Below are 21,294 nucleotides of genomic sequence, written 5' to 3' on the forward strand. Positions count from 1 at the left end.
GTGCCCTCCGCGTGCTCAGGCCGCCTTCGGGCGATGGCCGTAGTAGCCGTAGGAATAGAGCCCGCCGGCGCGCTTCTCGACGCCGTTGACGATCGCGCCTTCGACCTGCACGCCATTCTGCTCGAGTCGTTGCTTGGCCAGCGCGATTTCCCGCTGCTGGTTGTAGCCGAACCGCACCACCAGCAGGCTGGTGCCGACGTGGTTGCCGATCACCACCGCATCGGTCACCGCCAGCACCGGCGGGGTATCGATGATGACCAGGTCGTAGCGTGCCGCGACCTGTTCCAGGAGCGCGGCGAAGTTCGGATGCATCAGCAGTTCGGACGGATTGGGCGGCAGTTCGCCGCGCGGGATGAACGACAGGTTCTCGGTGCCGGCCACGCGCCGGATCGCCGTTTCCAGCGTGATCCGGTCCGCGATCAGCTCCGACAGCCCGTCTTCGCAACGCGTGCCCACGACCTGGTGCAACGTGCCGCGGCGCATGTCCGCATCGATCAGCATGACCCGCTGGCCGGCCTGGGCGGTGGTGACGGCGAGGTTGGAAGCCACGAAGCTCTTGCCGACGCCCGAACTCGGCCCGGTGATCATCAGCAGGTTGTTCTTGGGCTCGTTGCGCGCGAAGTGCAGGCTGGTGCGCAGGCCGCGCAGCGCCTCCATCGCCAGGTCGGCCGGTGCACTCAGCGCCAGCAGGTTGGGGCGCAGGTGGCGCCGCCGCCGATGCGACGGCAGCGCGTTCGCGCGCTCCTGGGCGCTGAGCAGGATCGAGGCATACACCGGCAGGCCGAGCCGCTCGATGTCCGCGGGGTCCTCGACGCCGCGATCGAGCATCTGGCGCAGGAACACGAACCCGATCATCACCAGCGCGCCCAGCAAGGTGGCGCCGGCCACCACCGGCAGCTTCAGCGGCCAGACCGGATTGATCGCATCCACCGCCGGCTGGTCGATCAGCCGCACGTTGCCCACGGCGCTGGCGCGGGCGATGTCGAGCTGCTGCGCCTGGTCGAGCAGGTTGGTGTAGGTCTGGTTGGTCACCTCGACGTCGCGGGTATAGCGGAACAGGCCCTGCTGGATGTCGGGAAGCTCGGCGATGCGCGCCTGAAGGCGGGACTTCTCGCCTTCCAGGCCGCCGATCTGCTTCTGCAGCGACTGGTAGGCCGGATGGTTCGGGGTGAAGCGGCGCGCGATCTCGGGCTGCTGCGTGCGCAGCTGCTGGATGCTGCCGTTGAGCGCCACCACCTGGTTGAGCAGGGCGCTGGTCTGCAGGTTGATGTCGACGGTGCCCACCTGCTTCTGGAATTCGTTCAGCGCCGCCTGCGCCTTGTTCAGTTCGGCGCGCACCTTCGGCAGCTGCTCGTTGACGAAAGCCAGGCTCTTTTCCGCTTCCGCGGAGGTGCGCTTGATGTTGCGTTGCAGGTAGGCCGAGGTGATCTGGTCGAGCACCCGTGCCGCCAGCTGCGGAGACGTGTTGCGGTAGGTCAGGGCCACGATGCCCGAATCCCTGCCGCGCTCCACCGCGCTGATGCTGCCGGCCAGTTCGTTGATGGCCGCAAGTTCGCTGCGGTGCACGACGTCGAACTGGGTGCCCGGGTTCGCCTGCAGCTTGCGCACCAGCATCGTCACGCCCTGCGCGCTGGCGGGTTGCCCCACCCGTCCCCGCAGCACCAGGTTGCCCTCGGCGTCCTGCAGCGAGTAAGCGCCGGGCGCCCCGGCCACCAGCAGCATCGGCACGTCGCGCTGGCTATCGGGTACGTCGAGCCGGGCGATCTCGAGCTGTTCGCCGCCCCATCCATAGCGGTCCAGGCCGAACCACGGTGGCATCACTTCGCCCGGCCGGGACGACGCGAAGTGGCGGGCGACGAAGTCGCCGATCAGCGGAAAGCGCCTGGGGCTGGAGCGGATGTCGAGCGAGAGGTTCTCGACCGCCGCGCCCAGGACGCTGCGCGAGGTAAGTAGCGGGATCTCGGTCACCGCCTGCGACCCCGTGGGTCCGTCCATCGGGGTCGTGGTCCGTTGCTGGCCGGGCACGTTGGGCATGCTCTTTTCCACCTGCACCATGGCGCTCGCCTCGTAGATCGGCGTCGCCATCAGCACGTAGAGGACGCTGGCGAGGAAGAACAGCCCGGTTCCCGCCAGGATCAGCCATTTGTGGTCGGACAGCGTCCCGAACAGCGCGCGCACGTCGATGTCGTCGTCGCGCTGCATCGGCATTTCGCGCAACGACGAGATCTCCTTGCCTTGGGTCGCGATGAGTTCGTTCACAGGAGCCTCCAGCGGCCGCGGGGCCGGATCGGATCTGCCGCATCCCGGGTGGATGCGGGCGGGAAAGGGGTGGGTGTCATGCTGCGAGGGAAGCCGCGCGGTGCGTGAGGTTGGCCAGTGCGTCGACGAACGGCGGGCACGCTTCCATGCCGTCGATGTCGTCGACCCCGGTGGTGTCCCGCATGGCGGCGTAGGCGCGCTCGTCGGTCAGCAACGCCATCACGCGTTCCACGATCTGGCTTTCGTCGCCGACGATCCACGGCGCGGGATCGGGCGACGCGGAGGCGCCGGTATCGCGCACCACGATGGCCGGCTTGTCGAGGATCGCTGCCTCCGCGCGAATCTCCTCGGAGTTGGTGAGGACGAGGTACGCCGCGTCGAGCAGGTAGGCGAAGGCCACGTAGTCGAGCGCTTCCACCCGGTGCAGGTTCGGGGGATCGAGCGGCCTGCGCGCCGCGGCTTCCGCATCGGCCGGAACCGCGTCGGCCGGGTAGACGATGTCCAGTGCGGGACGCTGGCTTGCCAGCTGCCGCAGCGCGCTGTCGACGAGCTCCCGGTTGGTGTCGCGCGGTGCCTGGTTGACCACGAGCAGCAGCGGGCTGCCCGCACGCAGGAACGCGAACCGCTGCGCCAGGTCGCGTCGCAACGCCTCGTCCCGCTCGATCATCTCCACCGAGGTGCGCAAGGTATCAACCGCGAAATTGCCCGTGACCGTGATCCGCTCTTCGGGGATGCCGGCGGATACCAGGATTCGCCCCGATCGCTGCGCGGATGCGGAGCGCAGCGACGCCAGCGTGCTGATGAGCCTGCGGCCCGGGTCGTCCATACGCCGAGCGAAGTGCTTTTCGAACGGCATCCAGGTATCCACGCGCGCCAATGGCACTTGCTCGTATCGCGCCGCCATCGCCGTGGCCAGCATCGTCGGCGCGTCGCCGTGGATCAGCACCACGTCCGGCTGGAACTCGTTCAGCACGCGCGACATCCTTGCCAGGGCCGCGGATGCAAGGCCCGCCGGATCCGCTGTGGCGACATCGATGCCGGGATCGAGCTCAAGATCTAGGTCCGGCTGGATGCCGAACAACTGCAGCATCTGCATCGTCCGCGGACTTTGCGCCGTCACGCAGACCCTGGCCTCGAAGCGCGCGTCCCGGGAAAGCTGTTGCAGGACCGGTGCCAGTGCGATGTCGCCCGACGATGCGCCGAGCACGCATAACGCCTTCAAGCGCGCGGGTACCGGCGCCGCGCGGGCCTTCGGAGCGGAGACCGGCATCGTGATCGAGCCGGCCGCAGGCGCCGGCACAGGAGGGGCCGGGTGCGCCGCGGCTGCTGCGGCGTTCTGCGGCGCCGTTCCCGCCGCCGCCGCGCCGGCTACCTGGTCCGCGTGCGCGGCGTGGCCCGCCGTACTCGCGGCGCGCAGCGGATGGCCCACGGGGGCGCGCGCTGCCGGACGATTCGCGCCCAGGCGCTCCAGCAGGCGCGGCAGTCGCCAGACGTAAAGCACCAGCAGGACCAGGAACGCCACCAGGCTCACCGTCTCGGGGAGGCGACGCAGCGCGTAGCCGCTCGTGCCCAGGAGAATGCCGGCGCTGACGATGAGCCCCAGCGTCTCGCGGGCCGAAAAGCCGGAGTCGATCAGCAGGTGGTGGATGTGGCGCCGGTCGCAATGGAAGGGAGAGCAACCGCTACTGATGCGCCGGACCATCACCGCCACCGTGTCCATGACCGGGACCGCGATGCACCACAGCACGTCGACCGGCGCGATCCGCGCAACGCTCCGGTGGCTGAGTGAGATCAGGCTCCACGCGAGCAGGAACCCGATGAACATGCTGCCGGCATCGCCCATGAAGATCTTGCGCCCATCCGGCCAGCCGAGATTGACGAGCAGGTAGGGAATCAGGCTCACCGACAGGATCTGCAGCAGCAATGCGACGCCCGGCGTAGGCCAGCCGGCGCTCGCGAACGACAGGGTGAACAGGATGCTGACCAGGGCCATGCTGCCGGCGAGTCCGTCGATGCCGTCGAGCATGTTGAACGCGTTGACCAGGCCGACCACGGCGATGATGGTCAGCGGAATGCCCAGGGCATGCAGGCGAACATCCATGCCGAACAGGTGGCCCAACTGATCCACGTAGATGCCGGAGGAGGCGATCACCATGCCGGCCGTTGCGGCCTGCACCAGCAGGCGGGTGCGGACGCTGATCTCCTCCATGTCGTCGATCAGCCCGACCAGGAAGATCAGGGCACCGGTGGCCAGCAGGCACACCTGGAAGCGATCGAGCGAATCGAAGTACGCCAGGCCGACGATGGTACCGAGCAGGAAGGCGAGGCCGCCGATGACGGGAACGCGGCCGCGATGCCATTTGCGTTCGTCCGGCCGGTCGACGAGCCCGAAACGGTGCGCCAGGCGACGCAGGCTGAAGATCGTGAACAGCGTGACCAGGGCAGCGAACGCACCGGCTGCGACAAACCTCTGGTCCATACGGCACCTCGGGAAAGCAGCTGTACCTCGACGTCGGGTTCCAGAATGCCGAAATACACAAGGGTTTCTGCTTCTCGACTTCTCCGGTCAGAAAGCAACGGCGAGCACATTAAAAGTGCGGCGGGGGTAGCAATATCAGGGTCGCGCAGTGACCGGGAAATGAAGGTACGACACCGCACCTCCATTCATTTTTAATCGACCTTAATCGACGGATCCGTTCACGCAGCAATCGGCATCGTCAGCGCATCGCATTCATCTGGCGCGCTCGATGCCACCGTGCTCATGCGGGGTCGGAGGCCTCGTCCGTGGCGCGGGACGAAAAGCGTTCGCACCAGCTCCCGATCGCCAGTTCGATCATCCGGTACACATGTTCGAAGTGTTCCTGCTTGCGCCGGAACGGATCGGGGATGTCGACCGCGCCCAGCCACTTGCCCAGCAGGAAGGTCTTGCCGACGGCGCTGGGCGCCAATGCGTGCACGGCGAGGATCTGCGCCTTCTCCATCACCAGTACGACGTCCGCGGCATCGACCATTGCCTCGTCGACCTGGCGCGCGACGTGCAGGGTTGCATCCAGGCCATGCGCTTCGAGCACGGACCCGGCGCATGGATCGATCGGCTGGCCGGCCAGCGCGGACAGGCCGGCGGACTCGACCACGATGGCCGGATCCGCGAGCCGGTCGCGCAACACGCATTCGGCCATCGGGCTGCGACAGACATTGCCGACGCAGACCAGCAGGACGCGCCCGGGCACGCCGCTGCTATCGCTGCCTGGCTGGCCCATGGCGCGTTGCATGCGTTGGCACGGAGCGATGCGTGCGCATCAGTTGCCCGTGGGCGCCGCGGCGTTCCTGATGATGCCGGACAAGGGCAGCAGCTGACTCAGGAAGCGGTTCCAGCGCGTCACCCCCGCTTCGCCGACGAACACCACGTCCCCCGGCTTCACCGAAAACTCGTCGGCCAGCGCGTAGGCGGCCGGCGTGCTGGCGTCGAGCTGGTAGACCGTCGCGGGCTTGTGTTCCATGTTGTCGAGGTCGACGCCGCGGATGACGTAGACCGCTTCGCTCTTGGCGGTGACCGGATTGAGGCCGCCGACGCGTCCCAGCACCTGGGTCAGGGTCAGGTCGGAGGTCTTGAAGGTGATCGCCTGCGGCCGCAGCACTTCGCCCATCACGTAGGCTTCCTTGCGATCGTTGAACGGCATGTACAGGCGATCGCCGGGCTTGAGGTAGATGTTCGGGATCGCACTGCCATGGCTGCTCAGGGCGTCCATGTCGATGCGATGGCTCTTGCCGTCGCGCGTCAGCACGAGCCCCGACAGGTCGGCCTGCTCGGCGTCGACGACCGCCGCGCCGACGGCCTGCGACAGCGTCAGCGGCACGGTCGTGATGCTTTGCGAACTGGTGTCCTTGAATGCGCCCTGCAGGGTGACGCGGCTGCCATAGCCGACCACGTTGACGTCGACCTGCGGGGACTGCAGGTAATGCGCGAGCCGGCTGGTGATGGCGCTGCGCAGGTCTTCGATCTTCATGCCGTCGACCTTGAGCGTGCCGACGTAGGGGTAGTAGAAGGTGCCATCGGGATGCACCAGGCGACCATTGGCCAGCACGTCCTGGCCGCCCCCGCCGCCGGTGTCGAGCTCGGGATGGTCCCAGACGGTGACCTTGATCGTGTCGCCGGGATTGATGCGATAGGACTCGGGACGGTAATCAAGCAATTCTTTCGGCACCGGATCGCGCTCGATCTGGCGGTTCGCCGCCACCAGTTCGGGCGTGATCTGCACCAACCGGACATCGCCGCTGTCGATCAGGTCGCCGACGCCGGGGCTCGCACCGGAACCCCCGCCGCTGGCACAGCCGCCGAGGAAGCTGGCAACCGCCACGACTGCAGCGAGCGTGCCGGCATGGACGAGGCGATGTGCGGGCGGTCGCTCTGCTATTACGGAGGGAATTAATGAATCACTCGGGCGTGCGGATGGCCTTCGCATGGGGGCGGCTCCTGGCAGGCCGGAATTGTGGCAAGCACAATCGGGGCGACATGACGTCCGAAAGGCTACGGCGACCGCCGGATGGTCGTGTGAAATCCGCGTGCAGAATGCCCGCCCGGACATGGCTTGCATTCAGATTCACGGTTGCGGCGAATCGTGCGGCGGCAGGCCTTTGAATGCGGTCTCGAGATGCGCTTCCAGCAGACCCGCGTACTCCTTCCATGCGCGTCCGCTGCGCCACAAAGCATCGCGCGACGGCAGCCAGCGACGCGTCCAGCTCCCGCGGATCCGCGGTTCGGGGACGGGAACGGGGACGACGTCCAGTCCGGCCGCGCGAAACCAGTAACTAGCCCGGGGCATGTGCACTGCGGAAGTCACCAGCAGCACACGACGGATGTCGTGCTGCCCGGCCAGCTGCGCGGTGAACAGGGCGTTGTCGCGCGTGTCGCGGCTGCGCTCCTCGAGCATGAGCGCCGAGGCCGGCACGCCGATGCGGGCCATTGCAGTCGCCATCAGGGCGGCCTCGCTCGTGCCGTTCCCGCCGCGTCCGCCGGAAAGGACAACGACCGGTGCGCGCCCGGCGAGCCAGGCGCGTGCACCGGTGGCGAGGCGGCTGTTCTTGAGATCTTCCAGCCGGATCTCGGCGCGGCGGAGCCAGGCATAGCTGCCGCCGCCCAGTACCACGATGGCGTCGGCGCGCGGCAAGGCATTCGCCTCGATCTGTGGATAGCGCAGCTCGAGCGGCGCGCGCAGCCACTGCGCACATTGCGGGATGGACCACAGCGACGACCAGGCGATCGCAAGCGCGGCCAGGATTTTCCCCGACCTGCGCCAGCGCAGGGCCACGGCAGCCGCGGCGCACAGCAACAGGCACAGCGACAGGAATGGTGGATACGTGAGCGAGACCAGGAATTCGCTGATGGCTGACAACATGGGCATCCGGACTGCAGGGAGATTCTGCCGGCAGCGCAGGCGATGCCGGGAAAGGAAGACGACCGGGGTGATCGTGCACGAAGCGGCGCACGCGGGACGGCACGGCGCGTGCGCGCGCCAACGTCGGCCCGGTGCGCGGTCTCAGATCAGGATCACCCGGGTCACGTAGAAATAGAAGACGCCGCACGCAGCGACGAGTCCAAGGCGTATCAGCAATGGATTGCGCAATACCGCCAGGCGGCTGTGGCACAGGATCGCGGCGACGATCAACGATGTCGCCAGCCAGGCCGGCAGCAGGTAGCGATTGGAGTAGTACCCCCAGCCGATCGCGAAGAACGGCAGCAGCATCACCAGGTACACCGCGGTGCTGTCGGTGATCCGTTCCCGGAATCGCGGTTGCACCAGTGGCGCCAGCAGCAGCGGCAACGCGTACCAGAACAGCGAGAACACCGCGAAATCGATGCGCACCCCGGCCCGGTACTCGGGATTGACGGTGTACGTCATCACCGCGGTATACAGCGTGGGAACCAGCGCTTGCACCAGCAGCAGGGACAGGCCCGTGCAGTACAGCGCGAAGGCCAGCGCCGCGCCGTAGCGCAGCAGGCGTGCGCTCATGAACAACGCGGGAGCGAACGCCAGGTACAGCAGTGAGGACACATGCAGGCTCGCGGCGACCAGCCCGTACACGGCGAACAGCACCCACCTGCGCTGCTGGAACGAGAGCAGCGCCGCGAAGACCAGCAGCGCCGCCAGCCCTTGCCGCACCGCGTTGATCGACGCGTTGACGAACATCGGCGACAGGAACAGCAGCATCAGCGACGCGCTGAGGAAGGTGAGGTAGCCATGCGTCGCGCCTAGGTAGTTGAAATACCTGCGGGTCGACAGACAGGCGGTGAGCAGAAGCAGGGCGAACAATGCGGCCTGGTATCCGGTTACGCCCAGGCCGATCCGGCTCAGCAGGTAGCTGACGAACACGAAGCCGGGCTCCAACCGGGTGTCGAAAGGCCCCTGGCCGAGTCGTTCGAAGAACGCCGCGTAGGTGCTGGTGTCGGTGCCGATGTCCAGCCCGCGCGTTCCCACTACCCAGCAGCCGAACGCGGCCGCTGCGAACAGCAGGATCAGGCTCAGGACGAAGCCGGCATTCGCGGTCGTGGCGCTGCCATAGCGGGGGGGCGGGGCGACGGGTCGCGTGGTCATGGTCATGCCGTTCGCTGGTGCCGGATGCGGTCGGCCTGGCGTCGCGCCAGCATCAACAGGTTGCGGCGCGTCCTGCGCACCGCGCCCAGCACCCGGGCAACGCAGTGTTCCGGGCGGCTGACCAGGCCCTGGCGCAGCAGCTCGCGGCCGACCTCGCGTCCGGCCGCGTGCATCGCGGCGAGATCCCCGCTGAGCCCGCCGGCGCCGTAGTTCGATTTGTGCCACGAGGCCAGGACCTGGTTGAGCTTCGCGCAGCGATAGCCGGAGTACGCAATCTGCGCCCACAGCAGGAAGTCCTCGACGCGGCGGAAGTTCTCGTTGAAGCGGAAGGGCAGGTCGCGGCGGAGCACCACCGAGGCGGTCGGAAACGGATTGTTCAGCAACAGCCTGCGCCGGCCCACGATCGCGGTGCGCACCGGTGGCCGCAACGCGGGCAGCGCGGAATCGCGATCGCGCACGGTCATCCGGTGCGCGATCAGCGCGATCGACGGATCGGCGTCCAGTGCCGCCATCTGCAGCTCCAGCTTGCGCGGATGCCAGCTGTCGTCGGCGTCGAGGAAGGCGATATAAAGCTGGTTCGCGTGTTTCCAGCCGACGTTGCGCGCGCGCGACGGCCCGCCGTTTTGCGGCAGGGCGAAGACCCTCACCCAGCCATCTTCGTGCTGCGAAGCGACCCGGTGCAGGGCTTGCAGCGTGTCGTCGCCGCTGCAGTCGTCGACCAGCAGGACCTCGGCCGGCCGCAGGGTCTGCGCGGCGACCGAAGCCACCGCCTCGGCAATCGCGCCCGCACAGCGGAAGCAGGGAATGACGACACTGACCGGCGCAAGCGCGACGTCGCCGGCATCGTGCCCACGCCCCGCGGCCCTGGTTTCGTCCGTCGCCTGCATGCTCATCGTCACGCCCCTTGGGCCAACGGCGACACGCGCGGCAGTCGTCGCGGCGTTGTCATGCGAGCACGCCCGGGATCCGTGCCGCCGCCTGCCTGGCCGCATCCTGGAGCTGGGGAATCCGGGCCGCCAGCACCGCCTTGAGCGCCGGCTCCTCGCGCAGCAGCCATTCCAGCCGCCCCTGCAGGGACGGCATGGACAGGTCATGGGTATCCAGCACCGCGTCCTCGTGTCCGAACAGATCCCGGTTGATGCCGCGGGCCTTCACGCTGTACGCGATCGACACCGTCGGGACGCCGCTGGAAAGCGCGGCGATGGTGGCATGCGTGCGCGCCCCGATGAAAAAGCGCAGGTGGCCGATGACGTACTTGACCTGCGACGCGTTCAGCCCGTTGGGCATCATCGTCACCGCGCTGCCGAGATCGCGCAGCCGCGCCAGCAGCGCGGCCATGTAGATGGCGTCCCCGCCCGCATGCTGGCCTTTCAGTGGATTGACGTGCGGCACCAGCAGCACGCCCAGGCCATGCTCGCGCACCGCGTGGCGGATGAAGTCCGCGACCTCGGCGCGAAGGTCCTGCTCCTTGCGCTTGTAGCGCTCGATCAGCGCGCTGACGTTGACGCCCAGGATCCCGTTCGTGCCGGTGGGCCAGAAGCCGGCCAGATCGATCGCTTCCTTGTCGAGCGTGAACGCCGGATCGGCCATCTGCACCACGTTGTCCAGGCCGAGCGTCTGCGTGAGATAGCCGTAGCTGGCCGATTCCCTGACGGCGACGAAATCCATGCGTGCGAGATGGCGGGTGACCGGCTGCACGAAGTCCGGCTCCTTTTCGAACGGCCCGACCGAGGCGCCCCACAGGATCACAGGCTTGCCCAGGTCCATCGCCAGCTTGTCCAGGCCGATGACCGGCGAGGGGATGCGGTAGTCGAGCGAATAGTTGTCCCCGCCCAGCGCCAGCACCGCGTCCACGCCGGCGATCTGCTCCTTCAGCCAGCCCGGCATCGCGAACGGCCAGCCCATGCGTTTCAGCGGCGGCAGCGGCAGGCGCTGGAGATTGACCCAGTAGCGGGCGTGGCGAGGCAGGTAAGCGCTGACGAACTCGACGCCTGCCGCGGCCGCATCCGGCCACTGCGCGCGGTCGCGTTCGATGTGGACGGACGGCACCAGCACCCGGATTTCGCCGAACTGCGCCCTGAGCAATCCGACGGTGCTGCGCACGATGGCCTCGCAGCCCCGGTTGCCGAACGTCCGCTGGCCGGAGAAATAGAAGCTTTTCACGACGGGGCCCGAACCGATCGCATCCGCGCCCGTCTGCGGGCGGCTGGCTTGCTGGAATCGAACGCGATCCGTGGCACGGGCAGGTCTCGATGCGATGCAATGCAAATGGAATCAGGCAGGCGTGGGCCGATAGGGGCCCTGCTGGCGCAGGCGCAACATCAGGTCGCGGCGCGTCCAGCGCAGCACGCTGACGGCGCGGGTGAACTCGTATTCGGGCCGGCTGAGCAACCCCTGGCGCATCAGCTTGTGGCGCGCCTCGTGGTTGGAGCGGCGCATCGCGGCGAGGTCGTCGCTCAGGCCGCTGGCGCCATCGGCGCGCCGGTTCCAGATCGCCAGCACCTGGTTGATGCGGGCGCAGCGGTAGCCGGAGAAGACGATCTGCGACCACAGCAGGAAGTCCTCGGAGCGCCGGAAGCTTTCGTCGAAGCGCAGCGGCAGGTCGCGGCGCAGGACGACCGAGGCGGTCGGAAACGGGTTGTGGAGCAGCAGCCTGCGCCGGCCAACGATCTGCGTCCGCACGCGCGACCGAAGCGCCGGAAACGCGCTGCCGCGCTTGCGCACGATCATCGGATGCGCGATCAGTGCGATCTCCGGGTCCGCGTCGAGGGCCGCCATCTGCAACTCGAGCTTGCGCGGCGCCCAGCTGTCGTCGGCGTCGAGGAACGCGATGTAAGGCTGCTCGGCCTGCTGCCAGCCCGTATTGCGTGCACGCGACGGGCCGCCGTTGGCCGTCAACGCGACCACCTTGACCCAGCCGGGCTCGTGGGTGGCGGCGACCCGGTGCAGGTGCGCCAGCGTGTCGTCGCCGCTGCCATCGTCCACCAGCAGGACTTCGGCGGGCCGCAACGACTGCGCCGCAATCGTGGCGACGGCATCGTCGATCGTCGCCGCGCAGCGAAAGCAGGGAACGACCACGCTCACCGGGGCGGGCTTCGCGTGGCCGCCATGGCCAGGCGCATTGTCGTGCGCGACCGCTGGCGTCCTCATGTTCATGTCCGGTTCGAATTCATGTCAGCTTCGAAGTCCCGCGACAAATGCCTCGCGAGCATTGCAGGGCGAACCTTAAGCGACCGTTGACGCCTGCATTAATGCGCGCAGGCTGGCGCGTATCGCCGGCCTGCGGACAGGTGGCCCGTGCCCGTCGACAGCAGCAGTGCACGCTGGAACCGCACGGACCTGCCGGCAGGATCGTGCGTTTGCCCAAAGCAGTCGGTCACGGGAAGCAGCGCAGCCGGGGACGCGGAACGTGCGTCCTGGTGGTGCGTCATCATCACGTTGTAACGAACCGGATAGGTATCCTCCCGAGCCATTGTGCGACCTGAAGACCAGCGGCCGTGGGCAAGGATTGCCGCCTTCCTCGCCTGCATGCGGCACGCCGGACAGATGAAAAGCGCGGGCCGCAGGCGGCCTTGTGCGAACGCGGACCAGCACCGGATGAGCGGCGCATGAGTCACGAGCTCAAGCAGAGCATGGTCGATGGCGGCCTGTGGGCAACGGGTGGCAGGCTCGTCGCCATCGCAGCGGCGTTCGTGCTGAACCTGGTGCTGGCGCGCAGCCTGACGCCCGCCGACTACGGCGTCTATTTCGTGGTCATGAGCACCATGATCATCCTCGCCACGGTGGCTGCCCTCGGCATGGACCGGGTGACGGTGCGCTTCATCGCCGCGTGCAAGGCGATGGGCGACTGGAACGGCGTGCGCGCGGTGGTCAGGCGCTGCCTGTTGATGGTGCTCGCGTCGACCGCGGTGCTGTGCGTGGTCTTCTACCTGCTGACCCCATGGTTCTTCACGCGGGTCGTGAAGATGCCATCCGCCATCGCGCTCAGCGGCCTGATGGTGCTGTGGCTGTTCTTCTCCACCTTGCAGCGGCAGCTCGCCGAAACCTTCCGCGGGCTGAACGACATCCGCGGCGCCACGTTGTTCGGCGGCTTCCGCAACAACGGCATCCTCATCAGCCTGGTCACCCCTTGCGCGGTGCTGATCCTGTGGGCGATGGGGGCGATGACGCTCGTCGCCGCCTTCGCAACGACCGTGTGTGCCTCGCTGCTGGTCGTGATCGTCGCGGCCTGGACGCTATGGCGGCGCCTGCACGCGATGGATGGCCTCCCGCCGCCGGCTGTTCCCGACGAAGACTGGAGCGCCGCGAGACTGTTGCACGAGAGCTGGCCGCTGTGGCTGGCGAGCCTGCTCGCGGTGGTGCGCGCGCAGGTCAATGGCTGGTTCGCCGCCGGCTTCGACAGCGCCGAGAACGTCGCGCTGTTCGCGATCGCCGAGCGCTTCGTGCTGTTGATGACGGCGCCGTTGACGATCGTCAACATGCTCCTGCCCCCGGTCGTGGCCGAGCTGTACGCACGCGGCGAGAACAAGCGCATGGAACGCGTCGTCCAGGCGGTCGGCGGCCTGGCCAGCCTGCCGTGCATCGTCGTGCTGGTGCTGATCGTGCTGGCCGGGCGCCCGGTGCTCGGGCTGCTCTTCGGCGACCATTACGAGGCCGCGTATCCGATCCTGGTGATCCTCGGCGTCGGCCAGGTCGCGAACATCGTGACCGGCTCCTGGCAGGTCGTGCTGCCGATGACCGGGCTGCGCCGCCAGACCCTGCACGTCACCATGGGGGCCGGGGCCGTGCAGTTGCTCTGCTGCAGCATCGGCGGCTACACCGCGGGCGTGGTCGGCGTGGCGCTCGGTTCCTGCGCGGGTTCGCTTGCCGGCAACGTGCTCGGATTGATGGCGGCACGCCGGCACCTTGGCATCTGGACCTTCATTTCAGTGCGTCGCGCGGTGCTGGCCGATGCGGTGGCATTGCTGACAAAACGCATCGCCGGCCTCATGCCGGCGCGCGCACGCGACGCGTGAATCCCCCGTGCGCGCATGGCTCGCCGAACGAGGATGGCAAAGACGGAGTTGATATGTTCGTTTCCGAGAAGATCGTGTTCATGGAACTGCAGAAGACCGGATGCACGCACATCCGCAACCTGCTCATGGAGGTCGTCGGCGGGAAGTTCGTCGAAAGGCATATCCAGGCCGATCCACGTCTGTTCGTGGACGACCGGGTCTTCCTGGGGTCGGTCCGGGATCCATGGGACTGGCACGTCTCGCTCTGGGCCTATGGCTGCGACAACCGCGGCGATTTTTTCAGCAACGTGACCACCACCGGCATCCGGCTCAGGAACCGCGGCTGGAAGGCGCATCCGGTCTCGCTGTTCATCGAGCTCCTCGAGAGCCGGCCCAACTGGCATGCGGAACAATGGAAGCGCACCTTCCGCGACGCCAACGACGCAGGGGCGTTCAGGGAATGGCTGCACATGCTGCATGACGAGGCCTACTGGCGCGACGTCGGCGAGGGCTATTGGCGGTATGGATTGAACCGGTTCGCGGGGCTGCTGACCTACCGCTACATGAAGATCTTCACCTGCCGGAAGGGCGAGCTCGACAACCTGCGCTCCATCTCGACGCCGGAACAGCTGGCGGCGCACGAAAGGGAGCACTGCTTCATCGACCACTTCATCCGGAACGAGCGGTTGGAGTCCGACCTGCTCGATGCATTGCATTCGATGAAGGTCGAGATCCCGGACGGGGTGGCCGCCGGGATGAGGTCGCGCCCCAGGACGAACACCTCATCGAAGAGGCACGGGCCCGGATACTACTACGATGCCGACACGGAGAAGCTGGTCGGCGACAGGGACAGGCTGCTCGTCGACAAGTTCGGATACCTGGCACCCAGCGCACGGCATTGACGGCCGGCCAGTGGCAGTTTGGCGGAGGCTCGGCGTCACGGCGTGGCCGGATGCAGGTGCGGCGCGCCAAGCAGTTCGGCGTAGACCGCGAGGGTGTCCGCGATGACCCGGCGCTCGTCGAACTGCGCGACCGCGTTCCTGCGGGCGTTGTCGCCAAGTGTCCGCAGCAGGTCGCGATCATCGTCCAGGCTGGCCAGCAGCGTGGCCAGCGACTCCGGGTCGCGGGGCGTTGCGTGGAGGCCGTCGATGCCGTGGCGGGCCACGATCTCGCGGCAGCCGGGCAGGTCGGTGGTGACCAGGGCGAGTCCGCACGCCGCGCCTTCCAGCAGGCTCCTGGGGACACCTTCGCGGTAATAGCTGGGCAGTGCCATCACGTCCACGCCCAGCAACAGCGCCGGCATGTCGTCGACGTGGCCGAGCCAGCGCACCAGGCCCTGCTGCTGCCAGCGCTCCACGTGTTCGCGCCCGACCGAGCGCGGATTGCCCGGGTCCGGCATGCCGGCAAGCAGGAATTCGATCTGCCGTCCCTGCGCCTTGAGCAGGGCGGCCGCGTCGGCGAATTCCCGGATGCCCTTCTCCCACACCAGCCGCGCGGCGAGCAGGACGCGCAGGGGGCGCCGGTCGGCGGTCGCTGCCTCGGCCGGGCGGAATCGACGGGTGTCGACGCCGGAGCTGCGGATCACGCGGATCATCCGCGGGGGAACCAGCCGCGACGACACGAAGGCATCCGCGTCGTCCGGGTTCTGCAGGATCAACCGCGTCTGCCCGCTGCCGAGCGTGCCGCGCATCAGGACCCGGACGATCGGTCGCAACGCCCGCGCCTTGGGACGGTCGCTGGTGAACACATAGCCCATCCCCGCGACCGCATTGACTACCGCAGGAACGCCGGCGATCCGGGCGGCGAGCGCGCCGTACACCGCGCACTTCACGGTGAAGTTGTGCAGCAGGTCGGGGCGTTCGGTCTTCAATACCCGCACCAGCGCATTGAGCGTCCACGCTTCGCGCGCGGGATTCAGGCTGGCGCGGTCCATCGGAAGGGTGATCCAGCGGATGTCGTGCGCGGCGAAGCGCGCGCCGAACTCGCCCGGCGGCGACAGCATCACCACCTCGTCCCCGCGCGCCTTGAGCTGCAGCGCGGTCGCCAGCCGGAAGTTGTACAGGTACCAGTCGGTATTGGCGAAGAACACGAACTTCATCGATCGATTCCCTGCGACGTGGGGCGCCGGAGCGGGCAAACGTTAGCGGTGGCGCAGTGTCCGCGGTGCGAAAGCGGAAGGTTGGTTCGTCCGGCGTCCCCGGACCGGATCGGCCACCGGCGCCGACGAGTCGACACGCGGCCCCGGAGCTGCCTTCGGCCACAAAAAAGCCCCGCCTGGTCGGCGGGGCATGGAGTCGATCGCTGGAACACTTCCGCCATGGCTGCGGACACGCGCCGGGTGCGGCGCGTGCCTGCTCACTTGTCGTAGTAGAAGTTGGTCCAGATGTTGATGTCATAGCTGGCCGCCACTTCGGTGTGCCGGTCCAGGACGTTCCCGGTGCGCTCCCTCGGCGGCGACAGTTTCGTCAGGTCGCGGGAACGGAACCGCCTGGCATTGTTGTAGAAATGATTCTGGCTGACGTTGCAGCCGTTGCTACTGGCGCGGATCCCGACGCCGATCAAGCCGTTGCTGTTGATCCGGTTGAGCCGGACGAGGCAATTCCTGGCGCCCATCGTCAGCACGCCATAGCCCTGGTTGTTCTCGATCGTGCAGCGCAGGATCCTGGTGTTCACGCTGCGCTTGTAGACCTGGATGCCGTTGCCCTGGTTGTGCCGGAACACGCAGTTCTCGATGTGCGTGTCGGACGCGCCGGGATTGGTGAAGTCCGATTCGATGTCGATGCCGCAACCGGGCGTGATGCCCGATGTGTAGCTGAACTCCGAGTCGTACACCCTGACGCCGCGCGCCTGGCCCAGCGACATGCCCTGGCGGCGGTTGTTGATGCAGGCGATGTTGGAGATCGCGACGTCGACGCTGGCGATCTGGTCCGACGTGGCCGCGATCGAGATGCCGTCGCCCCAGCACTGGCGGATCAGGATGTCGCGGATCGTGACCCGCGATGCGCCGCGCACCATGATGCCGTGGCCCCATTGGCCGGTGGTGCCCAGGTGCCGGTCGCGATCGCCTTCGATCTCGCCGCCGGAGATTTCCACGTCGCTGACCTTGTGCACCATCAGCACGTAGGCCCGTTCGGCGGAGTTGGCCTTGGCCTTGAGCACGGCGCCCGACGCCAGGCGCAGGTGCATCTTGCTGCGCAGGTTGATCCGCCGGGTGGGGTCGACCAGGTAGGTACCCGCGGGAAGGTAGATGGTGCCGCCGCCCGCGGGGAGGGCGTTGATGGCGTTCTGGATTGCGGTGGTGTCGTCGCGGACGCCGTCGCCATACGCGCCCCGGTTGCGGACGTTGATCTCGGTGCTGCCGCGTGCGCGGGTGGGCGGGACGAAGGCCGCCACCACCGAGGCCGGCAACGGCGAGCTCATGAGCGCCGCCGCGGCGGGCGTGGCGGTCGCGACCACGGGCAAGGCGAGGAGGATGGAACTGCGCAGGAAGCTCCTGCGGGGCAGTGAAGTCTCATGCGCGTCGGATGCGCGCTCTGTAATGGTCATGGTGTCCCCAGCGTTCGGGTGGTAACAGGGCTCCTTCGGAAATGCCGGCTGCACTCAGCAAAAAGCGCCCCAAAGGACGCTTGGCATCGGCAAGAGGCTTCACATCCTCTTCACTTCACTTTACCGGGCAGGTCCCGGGAATTCAGGATAAATAGGCGGAAATGTGCATCCGCACGCATACATTTACGTGAATATTCAGCGCGTTGATTCAGGCATGATCGACTCCCTTGATTGAGCGCCTGCAGGCGCCCTCAACGGTAGACTTCCGGAACCGCAGGCCCAGGCAAGCTGAATGGTTTTCCGGCGCCTGAACGTCGCCGCGGGTTGGCGGGGATTTCGGGCATCCATTCCACGGATGGAACACTCGGGAACTTCGCCGTGACTTAGCAGTCACATATGGACACTGCTAAAATGACGCCCATGACCGCAACCACGCTCTCCTATCCCCTCGTCGCCAACAACCTGCCGGTGCCTAGCGCGCTCGGCTCGCTGGATGCCTATATCGGCGCGGTGCATCAGATCCCGGTGCTCTCCGTCGAGGACGAACAGGCGTTGGCCCACCGCTTCCGCAACGAGGAAGACCTCGATGCGGCGCGCGAACTCGTGCATTCGCACCTGCGCTTCGTCGTGCACGTTGCCCGCGGCTACAACGGCTACGGCCTGCCGCTCGGCGACCTGATCCAGGAAGGCAACATCGGCCTGATGAAGGCGGTGAAGCGCTTCGACCCGGAAGTCGGCGTGCGCCTGGTGAGTTTCGCCGTGCACTGGATCCGCGCCGAGATGCACGAGTACATCCTCAAGAACTGGCGCATCGTCAAGGTCGCCACGACCAAGGCGCAGCGCAAGCTGTTCTTCAACCTGCGCAAGAGCAAAAAGCGCCTGGGCTGGTTGAATGCCGCCGAAGTCACCGCCGTGGCCAAGGACCTCAACGTCTCCGAGCGCGAAGTGCTGGAGATGGAGTCGCGCCTGTCAGGCCGCGACATCGGCTTCGACGCGCCCGCCGACGAGGACGACGATCACGCCCCGCCGTCGCCGGCCGCGTACCTGATGACCAACGAGGAAGATCCCTCGCAGGCATACGAGCGCATGGACAGCGAAGACCACCAGCTGCAGCTGCTGCGCGAAGGCCTGGGCCGCCTCGACGAACGCTCGCGCGACATCATCAAGCGCCGCTGGCTGGACGACGAGAACAAGATCACCCTGCAGGAACTGGCCGACGAATACGGCGTCTCCGCCGAACGCATCCGCCAGGTCGAGGCCAATGCGCTGAAGAAGATGAAGGCGCTGTTTGCCGCCTAGGCGGTGATTGGTGATTGGTGATTGGTGATTGGTGATTGATGATTGATGATTGAAAACGGCCCGGGCAACCGGGCCGTTTGCTTTTGCAGGAGCGACGGAAGCCGCGATGCCTTTGCTCCCTCCCCTGCGAAGGCAGAGGAGGGCTGGGGAGGGGTGCCTTCAGGCAGCACCGTGATCTGTGGACACCCCCTCCCAGCCTCCCCCTGCCTTCGCGGGGGGAGGGGTCACATCAAGCGCGCGGCTGAGAAGCCGCTCCTGCAAGAGCACCGCGCCTCCGGATCAACTCACGCATCCCGCCCCAGGATGATCCGCGCCGCGCGCTGGTAGCTCCAGTACGCCCAGGTCCAGTTGAGCATCACCACCAGCCGGTTGCGGAAGCCGATCAGGAAGAAGATGTGCGCGGTCAGCCAGAACCACCACGCCAGCGCGCCGGAAAGTTTCAGCTTGCCCAGGTGCACCACCGCGGCCATGCGGCCGATGGTGGCGAGGTTGCCGTAGTCGCGGTAGCGGAACGGCGCGGCCAGCCTGCCATCGATGCGCGCGCGGATCGCGGCGGCGACGTGGCGGCCCATCTGCTTGGCCGCGGGCGCAACACCGGGCACCGGCCTGCCGTCCTGCTGCACGGAGGCGAGGTCGCCAGCGACGAACACGTCCGGCCGGCCGGGCACGGATAGATCCGGCTGCACCGGCACGCGGCCGGCGCGGTCGAGCGGTACGCCGAGCGCGCGCGCCAGCGGCGATGCGGCCACGCCAGCGGCCCACAGCACGGTGCGCGCGGCGATGCGCTCGTCGCCGAGCAGCACGCCGTCGGCGTCGATGGCGTTGACCGGCGTGCCGGTGCGCACTTCCACGCCGAGGCCCTGCAGCTGTCGCCGCGCCTTCTCCGACAGCGATTCTGGGAACGTCGACAGCACCCGCGGCCCGGCTTCGAGCAGCAGCACGCGCGCATCGCGCGGTTCGATGTTGCGGAACTCGCGCTTCAGTGTGTGCCGCGCGATCTCGGCCAGCGTGCCGGCCAGCTCCACGCCAGTGGGGCCGCCGCCGACGATGGCGAAGGTCAGCAGCGCGCGCTTCGCCACCGGATCGCTTTCCGCTTCCGCCCGCTCGAACGCGGACAGGATGCGGCGGCGGATGTGCAGCGCGTCGTCGAGCGTCTTCAGCCCCGGCGCATGCGCGGCCCACTCGTCGTGACCGAAGTAGGCGTGGGTGGCGCCGCTGGCCAGCAGCAGGAAGTCGTAGCGCAGCGTGTCGCCGCGTTCGAGCCGCACCTCGCGCGCCTCGCTGTCGATGCCGGCCACCGTTTCCATCAGCACGGTGACGTTGCGCTGCCACTGCAGGATGTGGCGCAGCGGTGCGGCGATGTCCGGCGCCGACAGCCCGGCGGTGGCGACCTGGTACAGCAGCGGCTGGAACAGATGGTGGTTGCCGCGGTCGACCAGGGTGATGCGCACCGGTGCGCGCGCCAGCGCGCGGGTCGCCCACAGGCCGGCGAAGCCGCCGCCGATGACGACGACGTGCGGGAGCGCGGTCCCGTCCGGATTCGGAACGCTGTCCATGGCCACTCGCGATCACGGGGAATGCGCGAATGATGCCGGATGGCGCGTCACGAAGCGTGCATGGAGATCGCCGGGCGCCGGGGCCCGTGTCGACGCCCGACGCCGCGATCGGCTGTCGCGATGCATCGCTGCCGGTTGCGCTAGGCTTCGCCGCAACACCCGCTGGAACCCGGCCATGCCCGACAACGAAAAACGCATCGCGCTGCTGATCGACGCCGACAACGCGCCGGCATCGAAGATCGACGTCATCCTCGCCGAGATCGCGCGCCACGGCGTGGCCAACGTGCGCCGCGCCTACGGCAACTGGAAGAGCCAGCACCTCAACGGCTGGGAAAAGGTCCTGCACACCTACGCGATCCGGCCGATCCAGCAGTTCGCCTACTCCACCGGCAAGAACGCCTCGGACATGGCGATGGTGATCGACGCGATGGACCTGCTGTACGCGCGCAACCTCGACGGCTTCGCGATCGTCTCCAGCGACGCCGACTTCACCCCGCTGGTGATGCGACTGCGCAACGACGGCGTGGCCGTGTACGGCTTCGGCGAGGAGAAGACGCCGGAGCCCTTCGTCAAGGCGTGTTCGGTGTTCCTGTACCTGGAGAAGCTCGGCGCGCCGGAGGAAACGCGCGACGCGAGCGCCGCCAATCCGCGCGCACGCAGCACGCGCGACCTGCAGGACGACGCCGCATTGGCGCGCATCCTGCGCAACGCGGTCGACGCTGCACAGGGCGACGACGGCTGGTCGCATCTAGGCGCGGTGGGCAGCCACATCAGCAACCAGGGCTCGTTCGATTCACGCAACTACGGCTATCGCAAGCTCAGCGACCTGATCGAAGCAACGGGGCTGTTCGAGGTGCAGAAGAACGGGCAATCGTTGTCGGTGCGGGCGAAGAAGGCCGCACCGCCGCGCAAGCGAGCGGGCAAGAAGGCGGCTGGCTGAGCGCGACCTCGCCCGGCGTCGGCGGCGCGTTGGCAGGAATCGCGCAGGAGGGGGGGGGGGGGGGGGGGGGGGGGGGGGGGGGGGGGGGGGGGGGGGGGGGGGGAGGG

General features: G+C 67.7%; 16 protein-coding genes. 4 read left to right on the forward strand and 12 right to left on the reverse strand.

Annotated features, from left to right (window positions below):
• Nucleotides 1-15: 15 nt before the first annotated feature.
• From ACTJIL_RS15985 to ACTJIL_RS16025, 9 genes are all read right to left on the reverse strand, one after another.
• Nucleotides 16-2,259, reverse strand: a complete 2,244-nt coding sequence (locus ACTJIL_RS15985; protein WP_440756593.1) for a polysaccharide biosynthesis tyrosine autokinase — start codon at nucleotides 2,257-2,259, stop codon at nucleotides 16-18.
• Between the two features lie 76 nt (nucleotides 2,260-2,335).
• Nucleotides 2,336-4,522 (reverse strand): UDP-N-acetylglucosamine 2-epimerase, encoded by a 2,187-nt coding sequence (locus ACTJIL_RS15990; protein WP_440756594.1) that lies wholly within the window; start codon nucleotides 4,520-4,522, stop codon nucleotides 2,336-2,338.
• Between the two features lie 496 nt (nucleotides 4,523-5,018).
• Nucleotides 5,019-5,519, reverse strand: a complete 501-nt coding sequence (locus ACTJIL_RS15995; RefSeq protein WP_440756595.1) for a low molecular weight protein-tyrosine-phosphatase — start codon at nucleotides 5,517-5,519, stop codon at nucleotides 5,019-5,021.
• Between the two features lie 39 nt (nucleotides 5,520-5,558).
• Entirely contained in the window at nucleotides 5,559-6,617 is a 1,059-nt protein-coding gene (locus ACTJIL_RS16000) for a polysaccharide biosynthesis/export family protein (protein ID WP_440756596.1), read from the reverse strand.
• Between the two features lie 243 nt (nucleotides 6,618-6,860).
• Nucleotides 6,861-7,655 (reverse strand): YdcF family protein, encoded by a 795-nt coding sequence (locus tag ACTJIL_RS16005; RefSeq protein WP_440756597.1) that lies wholly within the window; start codon nucleotides 7,653-7,655, stop codon nucleotides 6,861-6,863.
• A gap of 141 nt (nucleotides 7,656-7,796) precedes the next feature.
• Nucleotides 7,797-8,852, reverse strand: coding sequence for an EpsG family protein (locus tag ACTJIL_RS16010; protein ID WP_440756598.1), 1,056 nt, complete (start codon nucleotides 8,850-8,852; stop codon nucleotides 7,797-7,799).
• A 2-nt stretch (nucleotides 8,853-8,854) separates the two neighbouring features.
• Complete coding sequence (locus ACTJIL_RS16015) at nucleotides 8,855-9,745, reverse strand: glycosyltransferase family 2 protein (protein ID WP_440756599.1); 891 nt, start codon at nucleotides 9,743-9,745, stop codon at nucleotides 8,855-8,857.
• A 52-nt stretch (nucleotides 9,746-9,797) separates the two neighbouring features.
• Complete coding sequence (locus tag ACTJIL_RS16020; RefSeq protein ID WP_440756600.1) at nucleotides 9,798-11,015, reverse strand: polysaccharide pyruvyl transferase family protein; 1,218 nt, start codon at nucleotides 11,013-11,015, stop codon at nucleotides 9,798-9,800.
• Between the two features lie 111 nt (nucleotides 11,016-11,126).
• Nucleotides 11,127-12,002, reverse strand: coding sequence for a glycosyltransferase family 2 protein (locus ACTJIL_RS16025; RefSeq protein ID WP_440756601.1), 876 nt, complete (start codon nucleotides 12,000-12,002; stop codon nucleotides 11,127-11,129).
• 458 nt (nucleotides 12,003-12,460) lie between these two features.
• On the opposite strand from ACTJIL_RS16025, the gene ACTJIL_RS16030 reads away from it, so the two are divergent.
• Both ACTJIL_RS16030 and ACTJIL_RS16035 read left to right on the forward strand, forming a co-directional pair.
• Complete coding sequence (locus ACTJIL_RS16030; RefSeq protein ID WP_440756602.1) at nucleotides 12,461-13,867, forward strand: lipopolysaccharide biosynthesis protein; 1,407 nt, start codon at nucleotides 12,461-12,463, stop codon at nucleotides 13,865-13,867.
• An 80-nt stretch (nucleotides 13,868-13,947) separates the two neighbouring features.
• Nucleotides 13,948-14,748, forward strand: coding sequence for a hypothetical protein (locus tag ACTJIL_RS16035; RefSeq protein WP_440756603.1), 801 nt, complete (start codon nucleotides 13,948-13,950; stop codon nucleotides 14,746-14,748).
• Nucleotides 14,749-14,783: 35 nt separating this feature from the next.
• On the opposite strand, the gene ACTJIL_RS16040 is transcribed toward ACTJIL_RS16035, so the two are convergent.
• Both ACTJIL_RS16040 and ACTJIL_RS16045 read right to left on the reverse strand, forming a co-directional pair.
• Nucleotides 14,784-15,944, reverse strand: a complete 1,161-nt coding sequence (locus ACTJIL_RS16040; RefSeq protein WP_440756604.1) for a glycosyltransferase family 4 protein — start codon at nucleotides 15,942-15,944, stop codon at nucleotides 14,784-14,786.
• A gap of 257 nt (nucleotides 15,945-16,201) precedes the next feature.
• Nucleotides 16,202-17,392 carry a right-handed parallel beta-helix repeat-containing protein gene (locus ACTJIL_RS16045; protein WP_440756605.1) on the reverse strand — a complete coding sequence of 397 codons (1,191 nt, stop codon included), beginning with the start codon at nucleotides 17,390-17,392 and terminating at the stop codon, nucleotides 16,202-16,204.
• A gap of 420 nt (nucleotides 17,393-17,812) precedes the next feature.
• Between ACTJIL_RS16045 and rpoH the strand changes: the two genes are divergently transcribed.
• A complete protein-coding gene (rpoH, locus tag ACTJIL_RS16050) occupies nucleotides 17,813-18,691 on the forward strand; it encodes an RNA polymerase sigma factor RpoH (RefSeq protein WP_440756606.1) in 879 nt (292 codons plus the stop codon).
• A 284-nt stretch (nucleotides 18,692-18,975) separates the two neighbouring features.
• On the opposite strand, the gene ACTJIL_RS16055 is transcribed toward rpoH, so the two are convergent.
• On the reverse strand, nucleotides 18,976-20,247 hold the full coding sequence (locus ACTJIL_RS16055; RefSeq protein WP_440756607.1) for an NAD(P)/FAD-dependent oxidoreductase: 1,272 nt from the start codon (nucleotides 20,245-20,247) through the stop codon (nucleotides 18,976-18,978).
• A gap of 175 nt (nucleotides 20,248-20,422) precedes the next feature.
• Between ACTJIL_RS16055 and ACTJIL_RS16060 the strand changes: the two genes are divergently transcribed.
• Nucleotides 20,423-21,187, forward strand: coding sequence for an NYN domain-containing protein (locus ACTJIL_RS16060; RefSeq protein WP_440756608.1), 765 nt, complete (start codon nucleotides 20,423-20,425; stop codon nucleotides 21,185-21,187).
• The last annotated feature ends 107 nt before the right edge of the window (nucleotides 21,188-21,294 follow it).

The organism is Luteimonas sp. 22616 (assembly GCF_052044325.1).
Taxonomy (GTDB): domain Bacteria; phylum Pseudomonadota; class Gammaproteobacteria; order Xanthomonadales; family Xanthomonadaceae; genus Luteimonas.

What these genes read in the sequence shown, in the direction of transcription:
- ACTJIL_RS16055 (WP_440756607.1), bottom strand. Translation starts at nt 20,247, where the DNA reads ATGGACAGCGTTCCGAATCCGGACGGGACCGCGCTCCCGCACGTCGTC.
- rpoH (WP_440756606.1), top strand. Translation starts at nt 17,813, where the DNA reads ATGACCGCAACCACGCTCTCCTATCCCCTCGTCGCCAACAACCTGCCG.
- ACTJIL_RS16035 (WP_440756603.1), top strand. Translation starts at nt 13,948, where the DNA reads ATGGAACTGCAGAAGACCGGATGCACGCACATCCGCAACCTGCTCATG.
- ACTJIL_RS16010 (WP_440756598.1), bottom strand. Translation starts at nt 8,852, where the DNA reads ATGACCACGCGACCCGTCGCCCCGCCCCCCCGCTATGGCAGCGCCACG.
- ACTJIL_RS16060 (WP_440756608.1), top strand. Translation starts at nt 20,423, where the DNA reads ATGCCCGACAACGAAAAACGCATCGCGCTGCTGATCGACGCCGACAAC.
- ACTJIL_RS16025 (WP_440756601.1), bottom strand. Translation starts at nt 12,002, where the DNA reads ATGAGGACGCCAGCGGTCGCGCACGACAATGCGCCTGGCCATGGCGGC.
- ACTJIL_RS16030 (WP_440756602.1), top strand. Translation starts at nt 12,461, where the DNA reads ATGAGTCACGAGCTCAAGCAGAGCATGGTCGATGGCGGCCTGTGGGCA.
- ACTJIL_RS16015 (WP_440756599.1), bottom strand. Translation starts at nt 9,745, where the DNA reads ATGAGCATGCAGGCGACGGACGAAACCAGGGCCGCGGGGCGTGGGCAC.
- ACTJIL_RS16005 (WP_440756597.1), bottom strand. Translation starts at nt 7,655, where the DNA reads ATGTTGTCAGCCATCAGCGAATTCCTGGTCTCGCTCACGTATCCACCA.
- ACTJIL_RS15995 (WP_440756595.1), bottom strand. Translation starts at nt 5,519, where the DNA reads ATGGGCCAGCCAGGCAGCGATAGCAGCGGCGTGCCCGGGCGCGTCCTG.
- ACTJIL_RS16045 (WP_440756605.1), bottom strand. Translation starts at nt 17,392, where the DNA reads ATGACCATTACAGAGCGCGCATCCGACGCGCATGAGACTTCACTGCCC.
- ACTJIL_RS16040 (WP_440756604.1), bottom strand. Translation starts at nt 15,944, where the DNA reads ATGAAGTTCGTGTTCTTCGCCAATACCGACTGGTACCTGTACAACTTC.